We start from the raw sequence: 18630 nt of genomic DNA, 5'->3' as shown, positions 1-18630 counted from the left end.
CAGAAAATCTAGTATGCATGTAGAAGGAAACTAATAACCCAATACTCATATTGATGTGAAAATCTATTTTATTTGTGAAATGAAAGTTGCTTAGCAACACATTCAAAAATAGATAACTGAAATAATTCCGCTTTTTCAGCGGTATCTTAGTTTTAATACCTCGAAGCTTGCTTCGGAACTTTAAAATCTATTTTCCATTGAATATCTTATATGCATGTATCGAATTGGTTTATTGTCTTTTTGTAAAATCATTTTTACTCATTAAAAGTAGGGGTTCCCTAATTTATACTTTTAAGTTTTTTAATTCATAATTAACTTCATTATCGAATACTTGATATCAGGGGTTTTATTGAATTATGATGTTTTTAAAATGTTATAATTTCTCATGTAACAATGGAATAAAATTTGCTACAGATATTATGTAGGGCAAACAACTAACTAACACTCAAATCATCAATATGGGGTACAATGATGAGATCAAAATTTTTAACGGAATTGTAAAAGGGAATGAAAAGGTATTAAAGGAGTTTTATGAAAGGAATTTTACTGTAATTAATAGTTTTATAATTAAGAATTCAGGTACTGAAAGAGATTCTGAAGATATATTTCAGGATGCACTTATTATATTATATCAAAAACTAAAATCCGATTCTCTGGTTATAAATTGTTCAATACACACCTATTTTTATGGGGTTTGTAAAAATATATGGAGAACCAGATTAAGAAAAAAGAGTAAGATATCATGTGGTAATAATGTTGATGATTTAAAGTTGGAGGATAGTACGGATATTATAAATGAGATAGAACAAAGCGAAAGGGAAAAATTGTTTAGAAAGCACTTTGTAAATCTGAATTGTAAATGTAAACAAATATTAAGCTTGTTTTTAGAAGGAAAAAGTATGAGGGAAATAGGTTTGATAACTGGTCATTCTGAGGGATATGTTAGGAAAAAGAAGTTCGAGAGTAAAAAGCAATTACTAGAAATGATCGAAAACGATTCATTGTTCTCAGAATTGATGTTTATATCAAAGCCTGAGGTTATAAGTAAAGAAGTTTCTTGACAATTAATAGATTATAAGAAGTTGGATTTATGGCTTATAACATACCGGAAGTATTTCTCCCGGAGCAAGGCAATATTTAGTCACTTCTTCTTTAGAAAGATCATTAGTATAATCAACTTCGTTCACTTGGAAACCTATAGATCGTAGTTTATCGAAGTAATCTCTTCCATATACTCGTACATGATCGTATTGACCAAAAATTTTAGCACGTTCTTTTGGATCTGTAATACTATTATCTTCAAAAGTAGTTGTTCTGCTGAGATCTTGAGGAATTTGTAAGATTGCCATTCCGCCAGGTTTAAGAACTCTTAGGAGCTCTTGCATAGCTTTCGTATCATCCGGAATGTGCTCTAAAACATGATTACAAAATATGATGTCATATTCATTGGTTGGAAATGGAAGATTACAAATGTCAGCTTTCACATCTGCTAATGGAGAGATAAGATCTGTAGTAGTATAGTCTAATTTTTTTAAGTTTCTAAACCTTTTATAAAAAGCTTGTTCTGGTGCAAAATGCAAAACTTTAGCTTTCGCTGTAAAAAAACTAGTTTCATTTTGGAGGTATAACCAAAGTAATCGGTGTCTTTCTAAAGAAAGGGTAGAGGGAGAAAGTACATTGTCTCTTTGGGTACCATAGCCATATGGTAAAAATTTCGAAAAACCTTTTCCATCGATTGGATCTATATATTTACTTCCTCTTAAGAAAAATGAAATTAACGGTCTTACCACATAACTCAAACGAATTAGCAGTGGTCTTGGGATGGTATTTAGTATAAGTTTAAAGAGTTTTTTCATTATAAGAAAAAACTTAAACGGCTAATAATTCTTGTCTAAAAGCATCTTCTTCATCGGATTCAATACCTAATGCCTGATAGATGTATTTAAACGTAGAAAGAATTTCTGGTTTTCCATCTATAATAGCAACATCATGTTCGAAATGAGCACTTGGCTTACCATCTGCAGTAAGAATGGTCCATCCATCTCTAAGTTGTTTGATACGATGCGTACCCATATTAGTCATAGGTTCTATAGCGACTACCATTCCTTCAATAAATTTTTTGCCTCTTCCACGGCGACCATAATTGGGCATTTCTGGATCTTCGTGCATTTTACGACCTAAACCGTGTCCTACAAGTTCTCTAACCACTCCGTATCCAGCTTCTTCTGTAAATTTCTGGATCGCATATCCTACATCACCTACGCGTTTTCCAACTTTTAATTCTGCAATGCCTTTATATAGAGACTCTTTAGTAATCTTTAATAATCGCTCAACTTCTGGAGATACTTCTCCCACAGGAAAAGTATATGCGTGATCTCCATAGAATTCATTTTTGATCGCGCCACAATCTATAGATATAATATCACCTTCTTCTAATGGAGTATTATTGGGAATACCGTGTACTACCTGTTCATTAGGACTCATACATAGAGTATTAGGAAAATCATATAACCCTAAAAACCCCGGAATAGCACCGTGATCTCTTATAAACTCTTCGGCTAACTTATCTAGTTGTAAGGTAGTTACTCCTGGTTTTACTTCGGTAGCTAGCATACCTAATGTCTTAGAGACAATGAGTGCACTTTCGCGCATTAATTCTATTTCTTCACGTGTTTTAACGATAATCATAGTACTCCTAATTATGGGAAGGCAAATTTACAAAGAATATTATTAGTGAAACCGTGTTTTGAAAATTCCATATCTACTAATTTAGAACCCTTTTTAGTAAAATTCATGATGAAATTCATGTAAAAAAGAGGAGGCGTCTGAAAAGTATTGTATTCCTGTCAAACTGAGCCTGTCGAAGTTTTTAATGTCTTGATTTTCAAAATGTCTTCGACAAGCTCAGACTGACAATCCAGAATTTATAATACTTTTCAGACACCCTCGTAATTTTTTTTATAGTTGTTAAGCCCAGTTATATTGAGGATAATTTAAAAACATGGTTATGGATTTTAAAAAAAAATAAAAAAATTACGCAGCGTTTTTATTTTTTCAAGTTTAATAGATAGAAAACCCAATATAATATTCATTTAAAAAAAGTAAACCATGAGAAAATTTTTGATTTGTACAGTAACTTTAGGATTAATAGCAAGTTGTACCGTAGAGGATATGGATGACAATGTATCTATTCAGAATAGTGATAAGGAAAACTTTGAGATATTTAATAGCCTAGATGGTGCTATGGATAGTTTTGATATAATTTCAGAGAAGGCTTTTGAAGATGTTCAAAGTTCATCAAAAAGTTTTCAGGAAAGTTGTGTTTCTGTCGAGTTGTTAGTTTCTAACCAGGAAAACCCATTGCCAGGTTTTGAGGAATATGACTATTACAGTAAGATGATTCTTAATTATACGGAAGAACAATGTCAGTTTGATGATTGGACGGGTAAACTAGAATATTATGTGGCAGGAGTATTTAATCAGAAGTGGAAAGATTCTACCATATTCAAAAATGTAAGAGGAAATGATGGTCATATGTTTGATGGTTATAGAGTAGCTGAACAAAATGAAGCTTTAAGTACAGAAACGATAAAGGTGTTTGATGTTGTTATAGATGGAGTTATTACTGAACCTAATGGGAATTCTTATCGTTATACAGCTAATAGAAACTTTGCATTTGAGAACCGATTTACTTCGGAAGAAGTCATTACACTACAAGAATCATCATCAGTAGAGGGAATTACTGAGGCATTTTTTATGAAATCAGAGTCTGTTGATGGTGCGCCATTGGTTTATAAAGTAGCTTGTTTTAATAGATATAATTTTTTAAAATATCCTGTTCAAGGATCGTTAGATTTTTCTAGCAGTTTTGGTATCAACTTTAATATTGATTTTGGAGATGGAGCTTGTGATAAAGAAGTTATATTAACAGGTGATAATGGAGAATCTATTGTTTTTGATTTATAATAAATAGTTTAGTTAAATGTAAAAACCGTTTGTAAACCTACTTACAGACGGTTTTTTTTATGCATTTTTTTTAGATTTCAAATCATTTTCTTCAAGAGGTTCTATACTATTATTTGTATAAGATAGAGTCTTTGTATAAGTATGAAAAACCTTTCTTATTAGGATTAAATCACTTCAATGTTAATGGTTATAAATGTAAGAATCTATTCATTGCTCTTGATTAAATAGATAGGTCCTATTCTTTTCTGGGGGAAGTAAAAATATAAATTGTATTTTCTATAAACTCTAATATAAAATTATAGCTCTTCTATTGATATTAACTCTGATTCAGGTATCCGATTGCCTCAATTAATAGGAGTTTTATATTTATGCACAGGATTTAGAAACAAAATCCTGATTAGAATCTCAATCAATTTGATGTGTTTTTTGAAGAATGAAATTTAGGTCATTATTATTTATTACAACCTTTTCCAGTAATAACGTGTATACTATCCTTTTTTGATATCTTCAATTTTAGGGATTTGGCTAATCTGTTTAATACTTTTATAGTCGTAGCTTTTTCAAAAGATCCTGAGTACGTACATTTAAGAATATCTGCATTTTTTAGTAGGATTTTAGCATCATAATTCTCTCCAAGATCTTTAATGATTTGGTCAATACTTGTATCTTGATAATCTAACATACCTGTTTTCCAGGCGAATCGATTTGAAGGTCTTTTTAATGAAGAAATACCATTTTGATCGATTCTAAGACTTTCTCCAGGAGTTAAATTCCTAACTTCTTTGGTGCTGTTGTGAACCACTTTAGCAGTTCCGTCAATAAGAGTCAATAGATCTCCTTTAGTATCAGAATGGATGGCAAAAGAATTACCTGTAATTTGTGTTTTAGAATATTTCCCGAACAGTATAAATGGTTTAGATGTATCACTCTTAATATTTAAAAATACTGTTCCTGTAATGTCAGCTCTTCGAAACCCTTGTTTCGTAGCAGTAAAATTTACTTTACTGTTTTTTCTAACTACAATAGTACTGGAGTCTGGAAGCTTATTGTATTTGGTGTGTTCGGTAGAGGCGTATTTATCCGAAGCTGTATAGGTAACCGTAATGACTCCTTTTTCAATAATTTCATCTTCTGGTTCTAACGTAGTTACATCTATCGGTTTATCAATTATATCTTTTTTTGATTCATTTATATCCTCTGTTGTAGCATTTTCTGTTATAAGGATATTAGTATCTTCTTTTTCGTGGGATATTGTATCGGTAGTATTTGTTACAAGGTTGAGATTTTCTTTTTGAGTAGGGATTTCTTTGCTTGTTTCTTCTATGTTCGTTTTTGAGGTTTGATTATTCTTGATATAATACAAAGTAAAGACACCAATAAGCATTAGGACAATCACACCAATCGTATACCATAAAAAAGAACTTTTATTATCTGATTTTTCTTGTACAGCATCAAAAATATTATCAAAGCTATGTCTGGACGATTCCATGACATCATCTTTAAGTTTTGTGTTCAAAAGCTCTTTTAAAAGGTCTTTATCCTCTTTCATTTGGTTCTCGTTTAGAGATAGCAATTAGTGTTTTTCAATTCCGATAGCTCTCATGTTTTCTAAAAGTTTTTTCCTTGCTCTTGTATAATTTGATCTAGAAGTACTCTCTTTAATCTTCAATATTTTTCCTATTTCTTTATGCGAATAGCCTTCAATAGCATATAAATTTAATACGTATCTATATTGTTCAGGCAAATCACTTATCAATGTTCTTAACTTTTCTGCAGAAAGTTGTTTTGAAAATTGATCTTTTTCAATTTCATCTAATTCCTGAACATCACTTTCTTCTATGAATTCTGAATTATCTATTAAAACAGTCTTTTTCATTTTATGCCAGTGATCAATTGCACTATTCACAACGATTCTTTCTATCCAACTTCCTAATGTTCCATTATGTTTATACTTTTTAATATTTTTAAAAACTTTGATGAAGGCATCCTGCACTATATCCTCTGCATCAGATTGATTTTTGCAATAGCGAAAACTTACCGAAAGCATCCTGGGCATATAGACGTTATACATTTTTTCCATGGCATCCCGGTTATTCTTTTTACAGGCTTTAACCAGTCTGTCTTGTTCTTCTTTATTCATGAATAAGGGTTAGTGCTTACTCTCATAAATTATAACTGAGAATGTAGGATTCCGCTGCGTGTATTATTAATATATTATTATAATAAAATGTTAAATATACTAAAATGAAATTTTGATATAAAAAAAGCAGCCACACTAGATGTGTGACTGCCATATAACTTCAGATACTTAATAATTTACTTAATTAACGACTTTTGAGTCATTGCAGTAGGTTGATCTACTCCAATAAGTTCTAGAATTGTAGGTGCAATATCCCCAAGTACTCCATCTTTAATTTGTATTTGATCATTGTCAATGAAGATCATCGGAACAGGGTTCGTTGTATGAGCTGTATTGGGAGATCCATCAGGATTAATCATTGTCTCGCAATTCCCATGATCTGCAATTAATATTGTGCTATATCCGTTTTCTAATCCCGTCGTTACTACATCCTTAACACATTCATCTACTGCTTCACAAGCTTTGATAGCTGCTTCCATAACTCCAGTATGACCTACCATATCACCATTGGCAAAGTTTAAGCATACAAAATCAGTTTCTCCTTTTTGTAATTCGGGTATAAGAGCATCTTTTAATTCATAGGCACTCATCTCTGGTTTAAGATCGTAGGTGGCTACTTTTGGAGAATTTCTAAGAATTCTGGACTCACCTTCAAAAGGTTCTTCTTGTCCACCAGAAAAGAAAAAGGTAACGTGTGGATATTTTTCGGTTTCTGCAATACGAATTTGTTTTTTGCCAGCTTTAGATAATACTTCTCCTAAGGTTTCAGTAATGTTATCTTTATCATAGATTACATGGATTCCATCAAAATTCTCATCATAATTAGTCATTGTTACATAATACAGTGGTAATTTATGAGTGTTGTATTCATGCATATCCGATTGAGATAACATTTCTGTAAGCTCTCGACCTCGATCCGTTCTAAAATTAAAGAATATAACTACATCATTATCCTTAATTGTAGCTACAGGAGATCCATTTTCTTCTATAACTATTGGTTTTATGAATTCATCGGTGATGTTATTATCATAGTTTTTTTGGATACTCTCAATGGCATTAGTACTGGGTTCTCCATTTCCGTTAACGATAAGATCATACGCTAGTTGCACACGTTCCCATCGTTTATCACGATCCATCGCATAATATCTTCCTACTATAGAGGCTAATTTACCTGTAGATTCAGCCATATGTTTTTGAATGGCTGCTATATGATGTATTCCTGATTTTGGATCTACATCTCGACCATCGGTAAAAGCGTGTAAAAATACATTTTCTAATCCCTTAGAATTCGCTACGTCTAATAATCCTTTTATATGATTAATATGAGAATGTACTCCACCATCACTTACTAATCCTAATAGATGAACATTCTTATTATTTTCCTTTGCATAACTAAGTGCATCGGTTAGTATTTGTTCATTTTTCAATGTATCATTTTTGATAGCTAGGTTAATTTTCGCTAAATCCTGATATACTATTCTCCCTGCTCCCAGATTCATGTGACCTACTTCACTATTTCCCATTTGCCCATCAGGAAGACCTACATGAAGACCATCAGTTCTTAAAGCTGCGTTTGGATATTTTGTGTATAAACTGTCAATAAATGGTGTTTCAGCATGATCTATAGCAGAAACTTTAGGATCTGGAGATGTTCCCCATCCATCCAGAATCATTAAGATTACTTTTTTGTTCATTTTTTTTATGTGATTTGATGTTTCTCAATCATCTCGAGTTAGTGACTATTGAAAAGCATAACAAGAAGCTAAATTACAATATAGATTAGAAGCGCCCAAAAAAACAAGAATTGTCTCTTGCTAATTTTAATGAAGTATCATTGCTTATTTGTATATTTTTTTGAAGAACTATTAATGGGCTTTAATTGTCAGGGTTTAAAATAAGTAATTCTTATAATTAACTACATTTTAATGATGATAACTTAATTCTTTGTTAACTAGAAAGAAGGAGGTAAAATTTAATTTTGGTACTCATTTTATTTACAAAAAGTATTGCAGGATTTTGGTTTGTTAATTTTTTTAAAACATTATCAGAATATTTTGTTATGAACAGGTTAAAATTCTGTTATTTATATTTTTAAGTGTAACAAAATATGCGTTTACGAAGTCATGTAATTAATCAAACGTATTAAACATAATTTAATAAATTCAAAACATCATGAAAAAAACAATTGTAACCGCATTGATGATCTTATTCATCACATCTGTAAGCTTTGCTTCAGAAGAACCAATGACTACAGATAGTCATAATTACGAACTAACAACTTATAAATTAAGCGCTTTTTGCATGGCAATCGTAAAAGGAGATCTAGAAACTGTAAAAAAGATGATAGAGCTGGGAAGCGACGTAAACAAGCAATCAGACGGGAAAACACCATTAATGTACGCTGCACGATATAATAGAGCGGATATCATTAAATTATTGGTAGCAAAAGGAGCAAAGGTTAAGACTAGAGATAGCAAGGGGTATACGGCAATGAAATTTGCTAAGTTATCAAATGCTAAAGATGCAATAGCTATTCTCAAAGAATTGTCCTAGCATTTTAAAAAATTGAACATCAATAAAACTTCGCTTAGAAACATTCTAAGCGAAGTTTTTTATTGTCCACTATATTCTTCTATAGCTTCCTGAATTTTTTCGATACGATTATCAGGATCTGGATGCGTACTTTGAAATTCTGGAGTACGGTTAGGACCAGCTGCATTTTTTAGAATTTGCATAACACCAATCATTTCCTGTGGATTATAACCAGAATTGATCATAAACAAAACGCCTAATTTGTCACTCTCTAATTCATCATCTCTACCATTACCTAAAAGTACATTTTGTCCTATTCCACTTACGAGTCCTCCAGCATCTGCACCAACAGAAGCTCCTGTAGAAATAGTTTTCCAAAATTCATGTTCCGCAATTCGTTCTGCAGAATGCCTGCCTAATACATGCCCAATTTCATGACCCAAAACTCCCGCTAATTGATCCTCATTCTGTAATTGGGAATAAAGTGCAAAGGTTATAAATATTTGACCTCCTGGTAGTGCAAATGCATTAATGGTGTTAGGGTCTGCCAAAAGATGAAATTCATATTGGTAAGGTGACTGTCTCGCCATCGTATTAGCGATAAGCTTGTTTCCAACATTATCTACATAATTTTGAAGTTTTTGATCTGGATAAAGACCACCATGTTGTCTGGTTATCTCCGGTTCACTCTGAAGCCCTATTGCTATCTCCTGATCGGCGGTCATGTTTATATTTTGGATTCTATTTGTATACTCATTAAGAGTTTTGTTGTTGCACTTCTTAAAGAAAGCAAAAGCCACAATAGCAAGCCCTATTAATATTCTTATTTTTAATCCACCACGTCTCATGGAGTTATATTTTAATTAATGTAAATGTTTTTTTGGATACCTAAAGTTACTAAATATAAAAGTTGCTTACCAATAAATGCAAATAACATTTTTGGTAAGCAACTACTAGAGGTGTTGTGTTCGGACTATGGAACACGAATAGTGCTAACTAGCATAGTTGATGCATGGTTAACGATAAAAAAGTTGGGTATAATAGTACCTGCCATCTTGATCTTTTATTGCAGAAATACCAGTATACATATAATTACCTTCTATATTTTCCTTATGTCCAGGACTATTAAGCCATCCATTTACAACACTTTGTGCATCCGTATAAAATCTCGCTACATTTTCTGCCGTTCCTGTTGCATTCTCTTGATCGCTTAGAGCATTTCCTCTTTGATTAAAATTATCATGATTGATCTCGTTTACGGAAATCATATATTTGGTGTGATCAATAGCTAATTGTTCTGCTGTTCCGTTTTTGGATAAGACGGATAAGCCTAAACCTTCGCGATGTTGATTGACAAGTGTTAATATGGCATCAGAAATATTGGTTTCATTAGTGAGTTCACTTGTTTCTACATCTGTAATTCCTGCATCATCTTCAGAAGAACAGGAGGCTATTGTTATTATAATCAGTGTTATATATAAAAATCTTAAAATGCTTTTCATAAGATATTGGACTTTCATATTATAACTTAGAGAAACTGATTTTAGTATATATTACAATAATTTAGGATTAATGTCTAATACGTTTTGATCCATATATTGTTGTATAAATTCTGAAGTAAAATTAGAGCTGCCCATTAATACCGTCTTTTGCAATTCAGATTTAATATCGAGTTTTTTAAATTCTTTAAGCATAGGTACTGATGACGGGGCGTAGGAGTAATGCCAAGGCTCATATTTAAATCCTTTCCTACCTTTTTTATTGGTATAAACAAGATAGAAGCCAAAATCATTGGCGTTGTGATCCATCCATGTCTTAAATCTGGTAAAAGGTCCTTCATTATGAAAGTGTTTTTCTAAAAGCACATTTTTAGGTTGTTTAACACTCCCATCTACAATATCCATATCTGTACCCCAATGATGACGAGAAGTACCAGGAATGGTAGAGTACTCAATTATTTTGTGGATCGCTTTTATCGGGGATAATCCACTCGCAGTATATCTTTCATATTTGCGTTCCCAAATACGATTTTGATGCTCATAGTCCCTATAGCTAGAAACTACTTTAAGTTTAATACCTTGCGCTAAGGCTGCACTTTTCATTTTTAAAAAAGCTTGATGTGCTTTTTTTCGTAGTTTATGTCCTTCGCCTACAAGTTTAGGATTTCCTTTTCCCATAAGATCACCTTTTGTATATTGCGACTGAAAATCGGTAAATGATATAGAAGATAATCCTACCAGTCCCATAGCACTTACTTGAATAAATTTTTTTCTTTGCATTAGTAACAAATTTATCTTTTTGAATCAGAAAGAGTGATCCCTAAAGCTTATAAACGTATCTGTAATTTAAGAAAATAAAATGAGACACCGCAGTAATACATCCTATTATTGATGTCCTGCGGTGTGTTTTTAATCTTAAAAAAAGAAGGTTTAGTAATAAAATATTTTGTGATTAGGAGAGAACTCCATCAACAATACCATATTCTATGGATTCTTGAGCATCCATCCAGTAATCACGATTGAAATCTTTTAATACCTTCTCAATTTCTTGCCCACAATTGTCTGCTAGAATTTGAGCACTTAATTCTTTAGTTTTCAAAATTTCTGTAGCTTGAATTTCTATATTAGAAGCTTGACCTCTAGCTCCACCACTAGGTTGGTGTATCATTACTTTAGCGTGAGGTTGGATAAATCTACGTCCTTTTTCGCCAACACTTAACAGAATAGATCCCATAGATGCAGCTAAACCTGTGCAGATAGTAGAGACAGGACTTTTTAGAGCTTTAATAGTATCATACATAGCAAATCCAGATGTTACATAACCGCCAGGACTATTAATGTATAGTTTTATTTCTTCATTGTTAATCGTATCCAGATACATCAACCTATCAATTACGTGCTTAGCTGATTTGTCGTCAACTTGACCCCATAAAAAAACACTACGCTCTTCTAAAAATTTCTTATCTATTATATCTTGGATTTTTCCTGATTTCTCTTTCATGTGATGTATGATTATTTTTTCTAAATGTAGTTAAAAGTATAATTATTTTTACAAAATATCGCGAAATAAATGATAACAAATTTGATACTTGTCTACATAGGTATAATATTTAACAAGATTTTAGAAATCTATTTTATTACTAGTTAAACTATTAATTCAAAATTGATGAATTCATAGTTTCTAAAAAAGATGTTGTTTGATAAGTTTTTGAATTAGTTGTGATAATTTAAGTATTTTACATATTCAAATTACTTCCTAGTGAAGAAACGTTTTTTGATTTAAAACACAAATAGATAGCGGTCGGGAATCTACCTATTGACATAAAGATATCCTGCTCTATCTTTTGTTCCTTTAATATTTAAAACATAGTAATAAGTTCCTACTGGTAACTCTTCTCCTTTTGCAATAGTTGCTCGACCTTGAGAAATACCATTAAAAGCTTCAGAAGTTTGTTGAACTTCGTGATACGCTTTTCGGCTATAGACCAATACACCCCAACGATTGTATATAAACAATTCGTTATCTGGAAATTGCGTTAGTCCTTGTATAACAAACGTATCATTAAATCCATCTCCATTTGGCGAAACAGCGGTAAAAATTTCTAAGTCTCCATCTAATATAATACCAGAGGTGCCAAATGTAAGAGCAACGTAATTATCAGGAACTATTAATTCTGAAGTGATTTCCCCTGTATCAAGATCTCCTGTAACAATAGTGTTTCCTAAATTAACCCATTGTTCTAAATTAGGATCCCATCCTACAACTCTTAGATCAGATAAGTCATTTACTAATGTTGGTATATTACTATTAGTATCCCACGTGAGCGTTACTCTTGTCTCTTGATCTCCGTCTACGTCCCAAAATTCAAAAATGCTAATACCAAATAATAAATCTCCAAAACTATTGGTATCAAAGTTATCAGAGAAGAAGTTTGGGAAATTAGGGTTTTCGAAGAAATAAGCTGCTCGAGCAGTATTGTTAGCTGCTTGACTCTCTATCCGTGCAGGTCTGTGACGAAAATCATCACCGATAGGAAAAGAAAAATCAAGTTCACCGGTAATAGTAGCGTAACCATCCACGTAACGATCATTATTTTCTCCTAAATAAGGAGCGTCATTAAGATAATCTAAAGAAACATTTATTTGATCTCTCGGAGTAAAAACTCTTCCATTTGTAAACTCTTGAAAATTATTAACTCCTACGGCAACTTCTAGAAATAAATCATTTAATACATCAATTTCCATATCATAGAAAATAGGACGATTAGTTCCAGAAATTGTTAAGCTATTTTGATTATAGAAACCAGTAAAGCCAACATTTTGATCAAAACCTCCATCGTTTATTAAATCTAAATGAAACCCTATTTGACCTTCATCATGTATTTGAATATCTCCATAGTTATGAAAGGCTTGTTGACTAAATAAAGTCGAGGCGATTAGTAGGAATAAGAGTAAAAAATATTTTTGCATAATTTGTTGGGGCAAATTTTACGTTTTAACCGTAATTATTATGAGGTAAAAATAACATTTTTTTTCGAAATAAATGTTTATTACAGGCGAAATGACATATTTTATCGATTAAATGCATTTTATTGACGATAAAAGACATTTATTTCGAAAATTACGTTTTGTAGTAAGAATAATAAGGGCTTTGTGGTTAATGATTTTTTCCCTTATTATTTTTTACGATATCAATAGATACTCTTAAAAAATAAATTGATTTCGGATTGAAGATTTTTCATTATGACGATTTTTAATAGTTTATATTCTTATTTGATATATGGGTTATACTTCTGGGTAGGTTTTGGTTAGCTAAATATAATATTATTTTTTTGTTCTATAAGTTTAGTTTGGCTTAACCCTATATGTGATTCTTCTATTGGTAATAACTGTCCCTGCCCTAACGGTAAATGTACTTCCAAATTCTGAAGTGGAATTAGTACTTGCTTCGGTTGCTGTTGCTGTAATTAGGCTCCCTAAAGGAATGGAGGAGCTGAGTGATAATGTTATATTAAATCTATTCGTAGTATCAGTATTTCCATCAACATCGCTATATAGTGTGCTAGTCCCATCAGTATCAGTGCCACTTCCTTCTGTAATTGTTCCAAGATAGGTCTGTCCTTCACCATAATCTTGTGTAATGCCAGCACCCACTGTATTGTCTCCAATGGTAGCGCCCAGACTAATATCACTTATAAAAACCTCAATAATTGCTCCGGGACGTGCCCATCCCACTAACTTTAAATTAGTTCCTGAGATGGATGCAGATTCAAAAACTGGAAAGTTAAAACTTCCGTTAGGGCCTGTATCCGCATCACCAGTATCATTAATGGTAACTCCATCATCCGAAATATCAATACCAAGAGCATCTGCAAACGTTCCATTTGCATAAATAGAGTTTTGCGAAATTAGATTTCCTGAGGTTGTACCACCAGTCAAAGCAATACCAGACCCTGCATTAGCATTAATAATGTTATTGGTAACTGACGAATTATTTTGTGCTAAATTGATACCGCTAAGTTGTGCACAACCAGTATTACTACCTGCTGTAGTTATTGTGTTTTCTGTTATCGTTACATTACCTTGATTATCAAAAATTCCAGTTGAAGCTGAACTATCAATAAGGTTGTTTTGTATAGTAACTCCGCTACCATTATTTATCCTGATATTATATTCACAGGCTCTAAAGCCGTTATTAGTAATGTGATTGTTTTGAATAAGTGTTGAAGTACCTCCATTTACGGAGATTCCGAAATCTGTATTTTCAGAGATATAATTGCTATCGATAACAGCTGTTCCTCCATTAATTTCGAAACCATCATCGCTATAACTTCCTACGCCAACAACACCTCTAACTCCTAGAGCATTTACACCTAAGAAATTCTCCAAGATAAGATTTCCTGTTCCTGAATCTTGTCGAATTGATCTTCTATTACCACCATAAACAGCTATGTTTCTGATGCCTATATCATTAGCTTGTATTATAAAAACATCTCCAAAATCACTTCTCACCTGAATTTCTGGCCTATTGTAATCAGGGAGGAGGGTAGCGGTGGTTCCGACCGCTGTACTTCCAGATCCCACAGTACCTGTATTAGTATCTCCAGAAAAAGCTGTTTGAGTTCGTCCATCAATTTTGGTGTTATTAGAAGCAATAATAGGTAAATTCCCAGAATCAAGGATGATATCAAAATATCCATCAGCAGAAATATATCCGAGATCAGTGATTGGTATATTAAATATTGAAGTATCTTCTCCAGCCAAAGGATTAAGTACAGCATCATTTGGATGTACTTCAATGTCTAATCCCGTTTCATCGAGATTATTAGAATTTATAATAAATTGGTCTAATGAGCCCTGCCCATCTCCATTAGTATTTACGATGGTATTAAAGTTAAAGCCAAAATCTATATCAACGGCTCCTTCATTCGTTATTGTGATTGTAGAAATTGTTTGTGCATTGGCGGTAAGTGTTCCAGCAGCGTCATCTTCACCTGCAGGGTTAGCACCACCAATTTCATTGGTTATGGTTCCCAAAGTACTGGCTGTATAATCTGATCTAAATGTCTGGATAGGCAAACAGGTTGTACATGCAGCTCCACCTCCTCTGGTTGACCTTACAGTATTATTTACCACACGTAGCGTGTACGTGCCATTGGCCATACCACCAATATTATAATCTCCATTTACATCAGTAACATCAGAATCTACAAAAGTACCTGTATTATCATATAACTCTACAATGACTCCTTCTATTCCTACACCAGAAGATGATGCTAGGTCTCTACCTGCACCTCCTGGATAATTAATGTCTTCAAAAACAGTACCTGTCATTAAATTACTCGGTACTTTTAGTAATACAGAATTTAGGATTAAAAAATCACCTTGCGTTTGGATATTTGTTGTTGCTGTAGTTTCACCTTGAGCAATAAGTGATGATATATTATAGGTATCTAAGTCAAAACCAAATAAGGATGAATCGTTGATGACCGGGCTTGCGGTGTCATCATATATCGTAGAATTAAAAACATTGGCTAGAGCAGGTGAATTGTTACCATCTCCTGTTAAGTTGGTAGTTCCTGAACCTGTAGTTACAGATATAATTTCATTTCCTGTTCTAGTAGGATCTCCTTCCCAAGATAATACAGAGGTTTTAGAACCTGTAGAACCAATAGCAAAGAAGCCATCAAGAGTATAACTTGATGTTTCTATTGTTGTTCCACCTCCTTGGGCATCAAAACCATTATACATGTTAATACTAACCGCAGGTAAAGAAGGATTCGTGTAGAATATATATAAAGACCATCCTCCAAAAACTACAGAACCACAATAAGATGGACCGTTATCAATTACCAGGTCTGTAAAAGTATATGTAGCTCCAGAAGGGTCAGGAAGACTATTAATTATAGAGGTAACATCACTCACCATTCCATAATAAAAGCCAAATGCTGTATTGACCACGTCAGCAGTAACGGATTGTCCTTGGAACGTAACTACATCATCCGCTGCCAGACCAGAATGTCCCCAGGTTAAATATGCCTTTTCGATTGTAGAACCGGCAAGTATAGGTGTCGTAAGCGTATTAGAAGAAGTAGTAGTAATTGCACACGGATCTACTCCTTCATCAGCTGTTCTAAGAGTTCCTGCAGTTAATGCATAATCATAGTATCCATTAAAGTCATCAAAGAGCGTAAGTGGCACATCATTACCTAAAGCAGGGTCTCCATCATCTAATATAGTTCCAATTCCACTAATTAATCCTACTGTTGTAGAGGGATTATTTAAATTTAAGAAAAAGGTCTCTGTATTTTCAGCAAAAATATTATTTATGATAGGAACTGTAATAGTTTGTGTCTCTCCTGGTGTTCCTGAAAAATTTAAGGTTCCAGAAGTAGAAACGAAATCAGAATCTGCATAAGCAGTATCATCGATAGTTGTATAATCTACGCTAAATCCACCTGGAATGCTACCTCCGGAAAAAGTAGCTGTAAATGTCGCTGTTCCTGCATTTTCGTTTACAGTTATATCATTCAATGTAACCAAACTATTTCCAGCATTAGTACAAGATATATTTGCTTGCCACCCATTTCCTACTACAGAACCATCAGAGGAAAAAATAAACGTTAAACAGCCCGAAGGGTCAGAAGATATTATGGTGGTTGGTATATTACCATTGTTATAACTATCTATTAAAGTTGTCGTTGTTGTTCCTTCATACACTTGTAAAAAATCAAAGGTGTTTTCTACGTCAAACGAAGTGAAATTTAACACAACCGAACTACCGGGAGTGTCCGGGCATAAGGTATAGGTAATTGATTCATTATTACTGTAGAGACCATTAATTGAACCGCTATCCACAAAAATCCCGCTACAGGTGTTATCTGTAATTGTGTCCGTGATAATAAAGGGAAGTTCGTCATCAATTATTGTTCCTATCCCTTGCGAATCAGTGACGTTGACTAAAACACTATTTGCGTTGCTCAGGTTAACGAAAAAAGTTTCATTACCTTCTAAATCTGTGTCATCTATTATTTGAATAGTTATAGTTTGAGTTTCTCCATCAGTTCCCGTAAATGTCAAAATAGGGTTAGGACTTGTAGTTCCTGCGTAATCCTCAGGGTCTGTGGCAGAGGCATCAGCTGTGGCATATTCTAAAGTAAAGCCACCTGGTATGATTCCTGTTAGAGTAACAGTAAAAGTTGCATTACCCGCGTTTTCATTAACAGATATATCATTGATACTGACTCCAGCTTCATTGTCTTCTATTGTTCCTATTCCTTGAATGTCAGTTATTGTGACCAGAGGGTTGCTTGAATTATTTAGATTTACAAAATATGTTTCATCTCCTTCAAAAATAGTATCATCCAGAATAGGTACAGTAATTGTTTGAGTTTCTCCAAGAGTTCCTGCGAAGGTTAGGGAAGGAGGAGAGGAAGTACTAGTGTAGTCATTACCGGCTGTGGTTGCAGTATTATCTGCCGTGGCATAATCAATGGAATATCCCCCTGTCAAAGAACCTCCGGATGAGGTGACTGTAAAAGTAGCCGTACCAGCCGCTTCATTAACCGAAACATCATTGATAGTTATGGATATAGCATCACTGGCATTAATTGTTCCAATTCCCTGAGAGTCTGTTATGGATACCGAGCCATCACTTGGGTTGCTTAGATTTACTGAAAAAGTTTCCGCAGGTTCAGCTAGTGTATCATCCAAGATAGGAATAGAAATGGTTTGGGTACCTAAGCTTGTTCCAGTAAATGTAATAGTACCTGATGTACTACCATTAAAATCTGCTCCCACAGTTGATATATTGGTTGCACTATAATCTATAGTAAAACTTCCTGAAGTAGTTCCACCAGTATGTGTAACTGTAAAATCTAATGTTCCAGCATCTTCATTGACTGTTACATCGTCAATGGATATCTCTGGAGTAGATCCGGTTGCCGTAATAAGAACATTATCAATAAAAACCGTTTCGGTACCACCCCAATTTCCACTATTAGAAAAGAAAAGTAATGATGAACTTGCATTAATATAAGCTGCAGGAATAGTAAAGCTTAGACTTCCAGTATTTCCTCCACTGGTTGGAGTCCCAATGGCAAAATCATAAAATCCAGTGGCTGTATTAAGAAAGAAAGCTCCAACGCTTTCATCTCCACCACTTGATCTGTCATAATCAAATGTTAATACAGCAGCAGAATATGCAGATAAGTCTACATCTCTTAGAATAAATAGGTTAAATTGTGAATCAAAATTTCTGAATCTTAATCTATTATTGTCAATTTGTATCCTCCCAGTAGTAGGAGAATTGGCAGTACCAAAATCATTTTCTGTCCAACCTCCATTCCAATTTTGTGTTCCATCATTTCCAGTATAATTGGCTGGACTAAAATTATCCAAAAATGTATCCTGACCAAACACTTTAATATTTGGTGAAACCATTAGCAATACTAAAAGCAGAAAGTGTATGTGGTTTGTTAGTTTCATTGGACT

At 33.3% G+C, this 18630-nt stretch carries 14 protein-coding genes; 3 read left to right on the top strand and 11 right to left on the bottom strand.

Features of this window, described 5'->3' with window-relative positions; all coding sequences use genetic code 11:
- The first annotated feature begins 458 nt into the window (after positions 1 to 458).
- On the top strand, positions 459 to 1061 hold the full coding sequence (locus D1818_RS09220) for an RNA polymerase sigma factor (RefSeq protein ID WP_118458223.1): 603 nt from the start codon (positions 459 to 461) through the stop codon (positions 1059 to 1061).
- A gap of 27 nt (positions 1062 to 1088) precedes the next feature.
- Here the strand turns inward: D1818_RS09220 and D1818_RS09215 are convergent, their stop codons facing one another.
- Complete coding sequence (locus tag D1818_RS09215) at positions 1089 to 1856, bottom strand: class I SAM-dependent methyltransferase (protein WP_118458221.1); 768 nt, start codon at positions 1854 to 1856, stop codon at positions 1089 to 1091.
- 13 nt (positions 1857 to 1869) lie between these two features.
- Entirely contained in the window at positions 1870 to 2688 is an 819-nt protein-coding gene (gene map / locus D1818_RS09210; protein WP_118458219.1) for a type I methionyl aminopeptidase, read from the bottom strand.
- Positions 2689 to 3108: 420 nt separating this feature from the next.
- Here map and D1818_RS09205 point away from each other — a divergent pair, with 420 nt between their 5' ends.
- Positions 3109 to 3966 (top strand): hypothetical protein, encoded by an 858-nt coding sequence (locus D1818_RS09205; RefSeq protein ID WP_118458217.1) that lies wholly within the window; start codon positions 3109 to 3111, stop codon positions 3964 to 3966.
- 451 nt (positions 3967 to 4417) lie between these two features.
- Here D1818_RS09205 and D1818_RS09200 read toward each other — a convergent pair whose 3' ends face one another.
- The 3 genes from D1818_RS09200 to gpmI form a co-directional block, all read right to left on the bottom strand.
- Positions 4418 to 5515 carry a FecR domain-containing protein gene (locus D1818_RS09200; RefSeq protein ID WP_118458215.1) on the bottom strand — a complete coding sequence of 366 codons (1098 nt, stop codon included), beginning with the start codon at positions 5513 to 5515 and terminating at the stop codon, positions 4418 to 4420.
- A 24-nt stretch (positions 5516 to 5539) separates the two neighbouring features.
- Positions 5540 to 6106, bottom strand: coding sequence for an RNA polymerase sigma factor (locus D1818_RS09195; RefSeq protein ID WP_118458212.1), 567 nt, complete (start codon positions 6104 to 6106; stop codon positions 5540 to 5542).
- Between the two features lie 176 nt (positions 6107 to 6282).
- Complete coding sequence (gene gpmI / locus D1818_RS09190; RefSeq protein ID WP_118458210.1) at positions 6283 to 7800, bottom strand: 2,3-bisphosphoglycerate-independent phosphoglycerate mutase; 1518 nt, start codon at positions 7798 to 7800, stop codon at positions 6283 to 6285.
- Between the two features lie 478 nt (positions 7801 to 8278).
- On the opposite strand from gpmI, the gene D1818_RS09185 reads away from it, so the two are divergent.
- Positions 8279 to 8659, top strand: coding sequence for an ankyrin repeat domain-containing protein (locus D1818_RS09185; protein ID WP_118458208.1), 381 nt, complete (start codon positions 8279 to 8281; stop codon positions 8657 to 8659).
- A gap of 59 nt (positions 8660 to 8718) precedes the next feature.
- On the opposite strand, the gene D1818_RS09180 is transcribed toward D1818_RS09185, so the two are convergent.
- The 6 genes from D1818_RS09180 to D1818_RS09155 all read right to left on the bottom strand — a co-directional run bounded on the left by D1818_RS09180 (position 8719) and on the right by D1818_RS09155 (position 18624).
- Positions 8719 to 9486, bottom strand: coding sequence for a M48 family metalloprotease (locus D1818_RS09180; RefSeq protein ID WP_118458206.1), 768 nt, complete (start codon positions 9484 to 9486; stop codon positions 8719 to 8721).
- A 168-nt stretch (positions 9487 to 9654) separates the two neighbouring features.
- Positions 9655 to 10140 carry a CAP domain-containing protein gene (locus D1818_RS09175; protein WP_158596984.1) on the bottom strand — a complete coding sequence of 162 codons (486 nt, stop codon included), beginning with the start codon at positions 10138 to 10140 and terminating at the stop codon, positions 9655 to 9657.
- Between the two features lie 51 nt (positions 10141 to 10191).
- Positions 10192 to 10917, bottom strand: a complete 726-nt coding sequence (locus tag D1818_RS09170) for a M15 family metallopeptidase (RefSeq protein WP_118458202.1) — start codon at positions 10915 to 10917, stop codon at positions 10192 to 10194.
- Between the two features lie 172 nt (positions 10918 to 11089).
- Positions 11090 to 11638 carry a ClpP family protease gene (locus D1818_RS09165; protein ID WP_118458200.1) on the bottom strand — a complete coding sequence of 183 codons (549 nt, stop codon included), beginning with the start codon at positions 11636 to 11638 and terminating at the stop codon, positions 11090 to 11092.
- A 308-nt stretch (positions 11639 to 11946) separates the two neighbouring features.
- On the bottom strand, positions 11947 to 13107 hold the full coding sequence (locus D1818_RS09160; RefSeq protein ID WP_118458198.1) for a gliding motility-associated C-terminal domain-containing protein: 1161 nt from the start codon (positions 13105 to 13107) through the stop codon (positions 11947 to 11949).
- Positions 13108 to 13482: 375 nt separating this feature from the next.
- Positions 13483 to 18624: an S-layer family protein gene (locus D1818_RS09155; RefSeq protein WP_118458196.1), complete on the bottom strand. Its 5142-nt coding sequence runs from the start codon at positions 18622 to 18624 to the stop codon at positions 13483 to 13485.
- Positions 18625 to 18630 lie beyond the last annotated feature (6 nt).

The sequence above is a fragment of the Aquimarina sp. BL5 genome, assembly GCF_003443675.1.
Classification (GTDB): domain Bacteria; phylum Bacteroidota; class Bacteroidia; order Flavobacteriales; family Flavobacteriaceae; genus Aquimarina.
The sequence above is the reverse complement of the archived record's forward strand: the minus strand, read 5'-3'. Positions and strand labels throughout refer to the sequence as shown.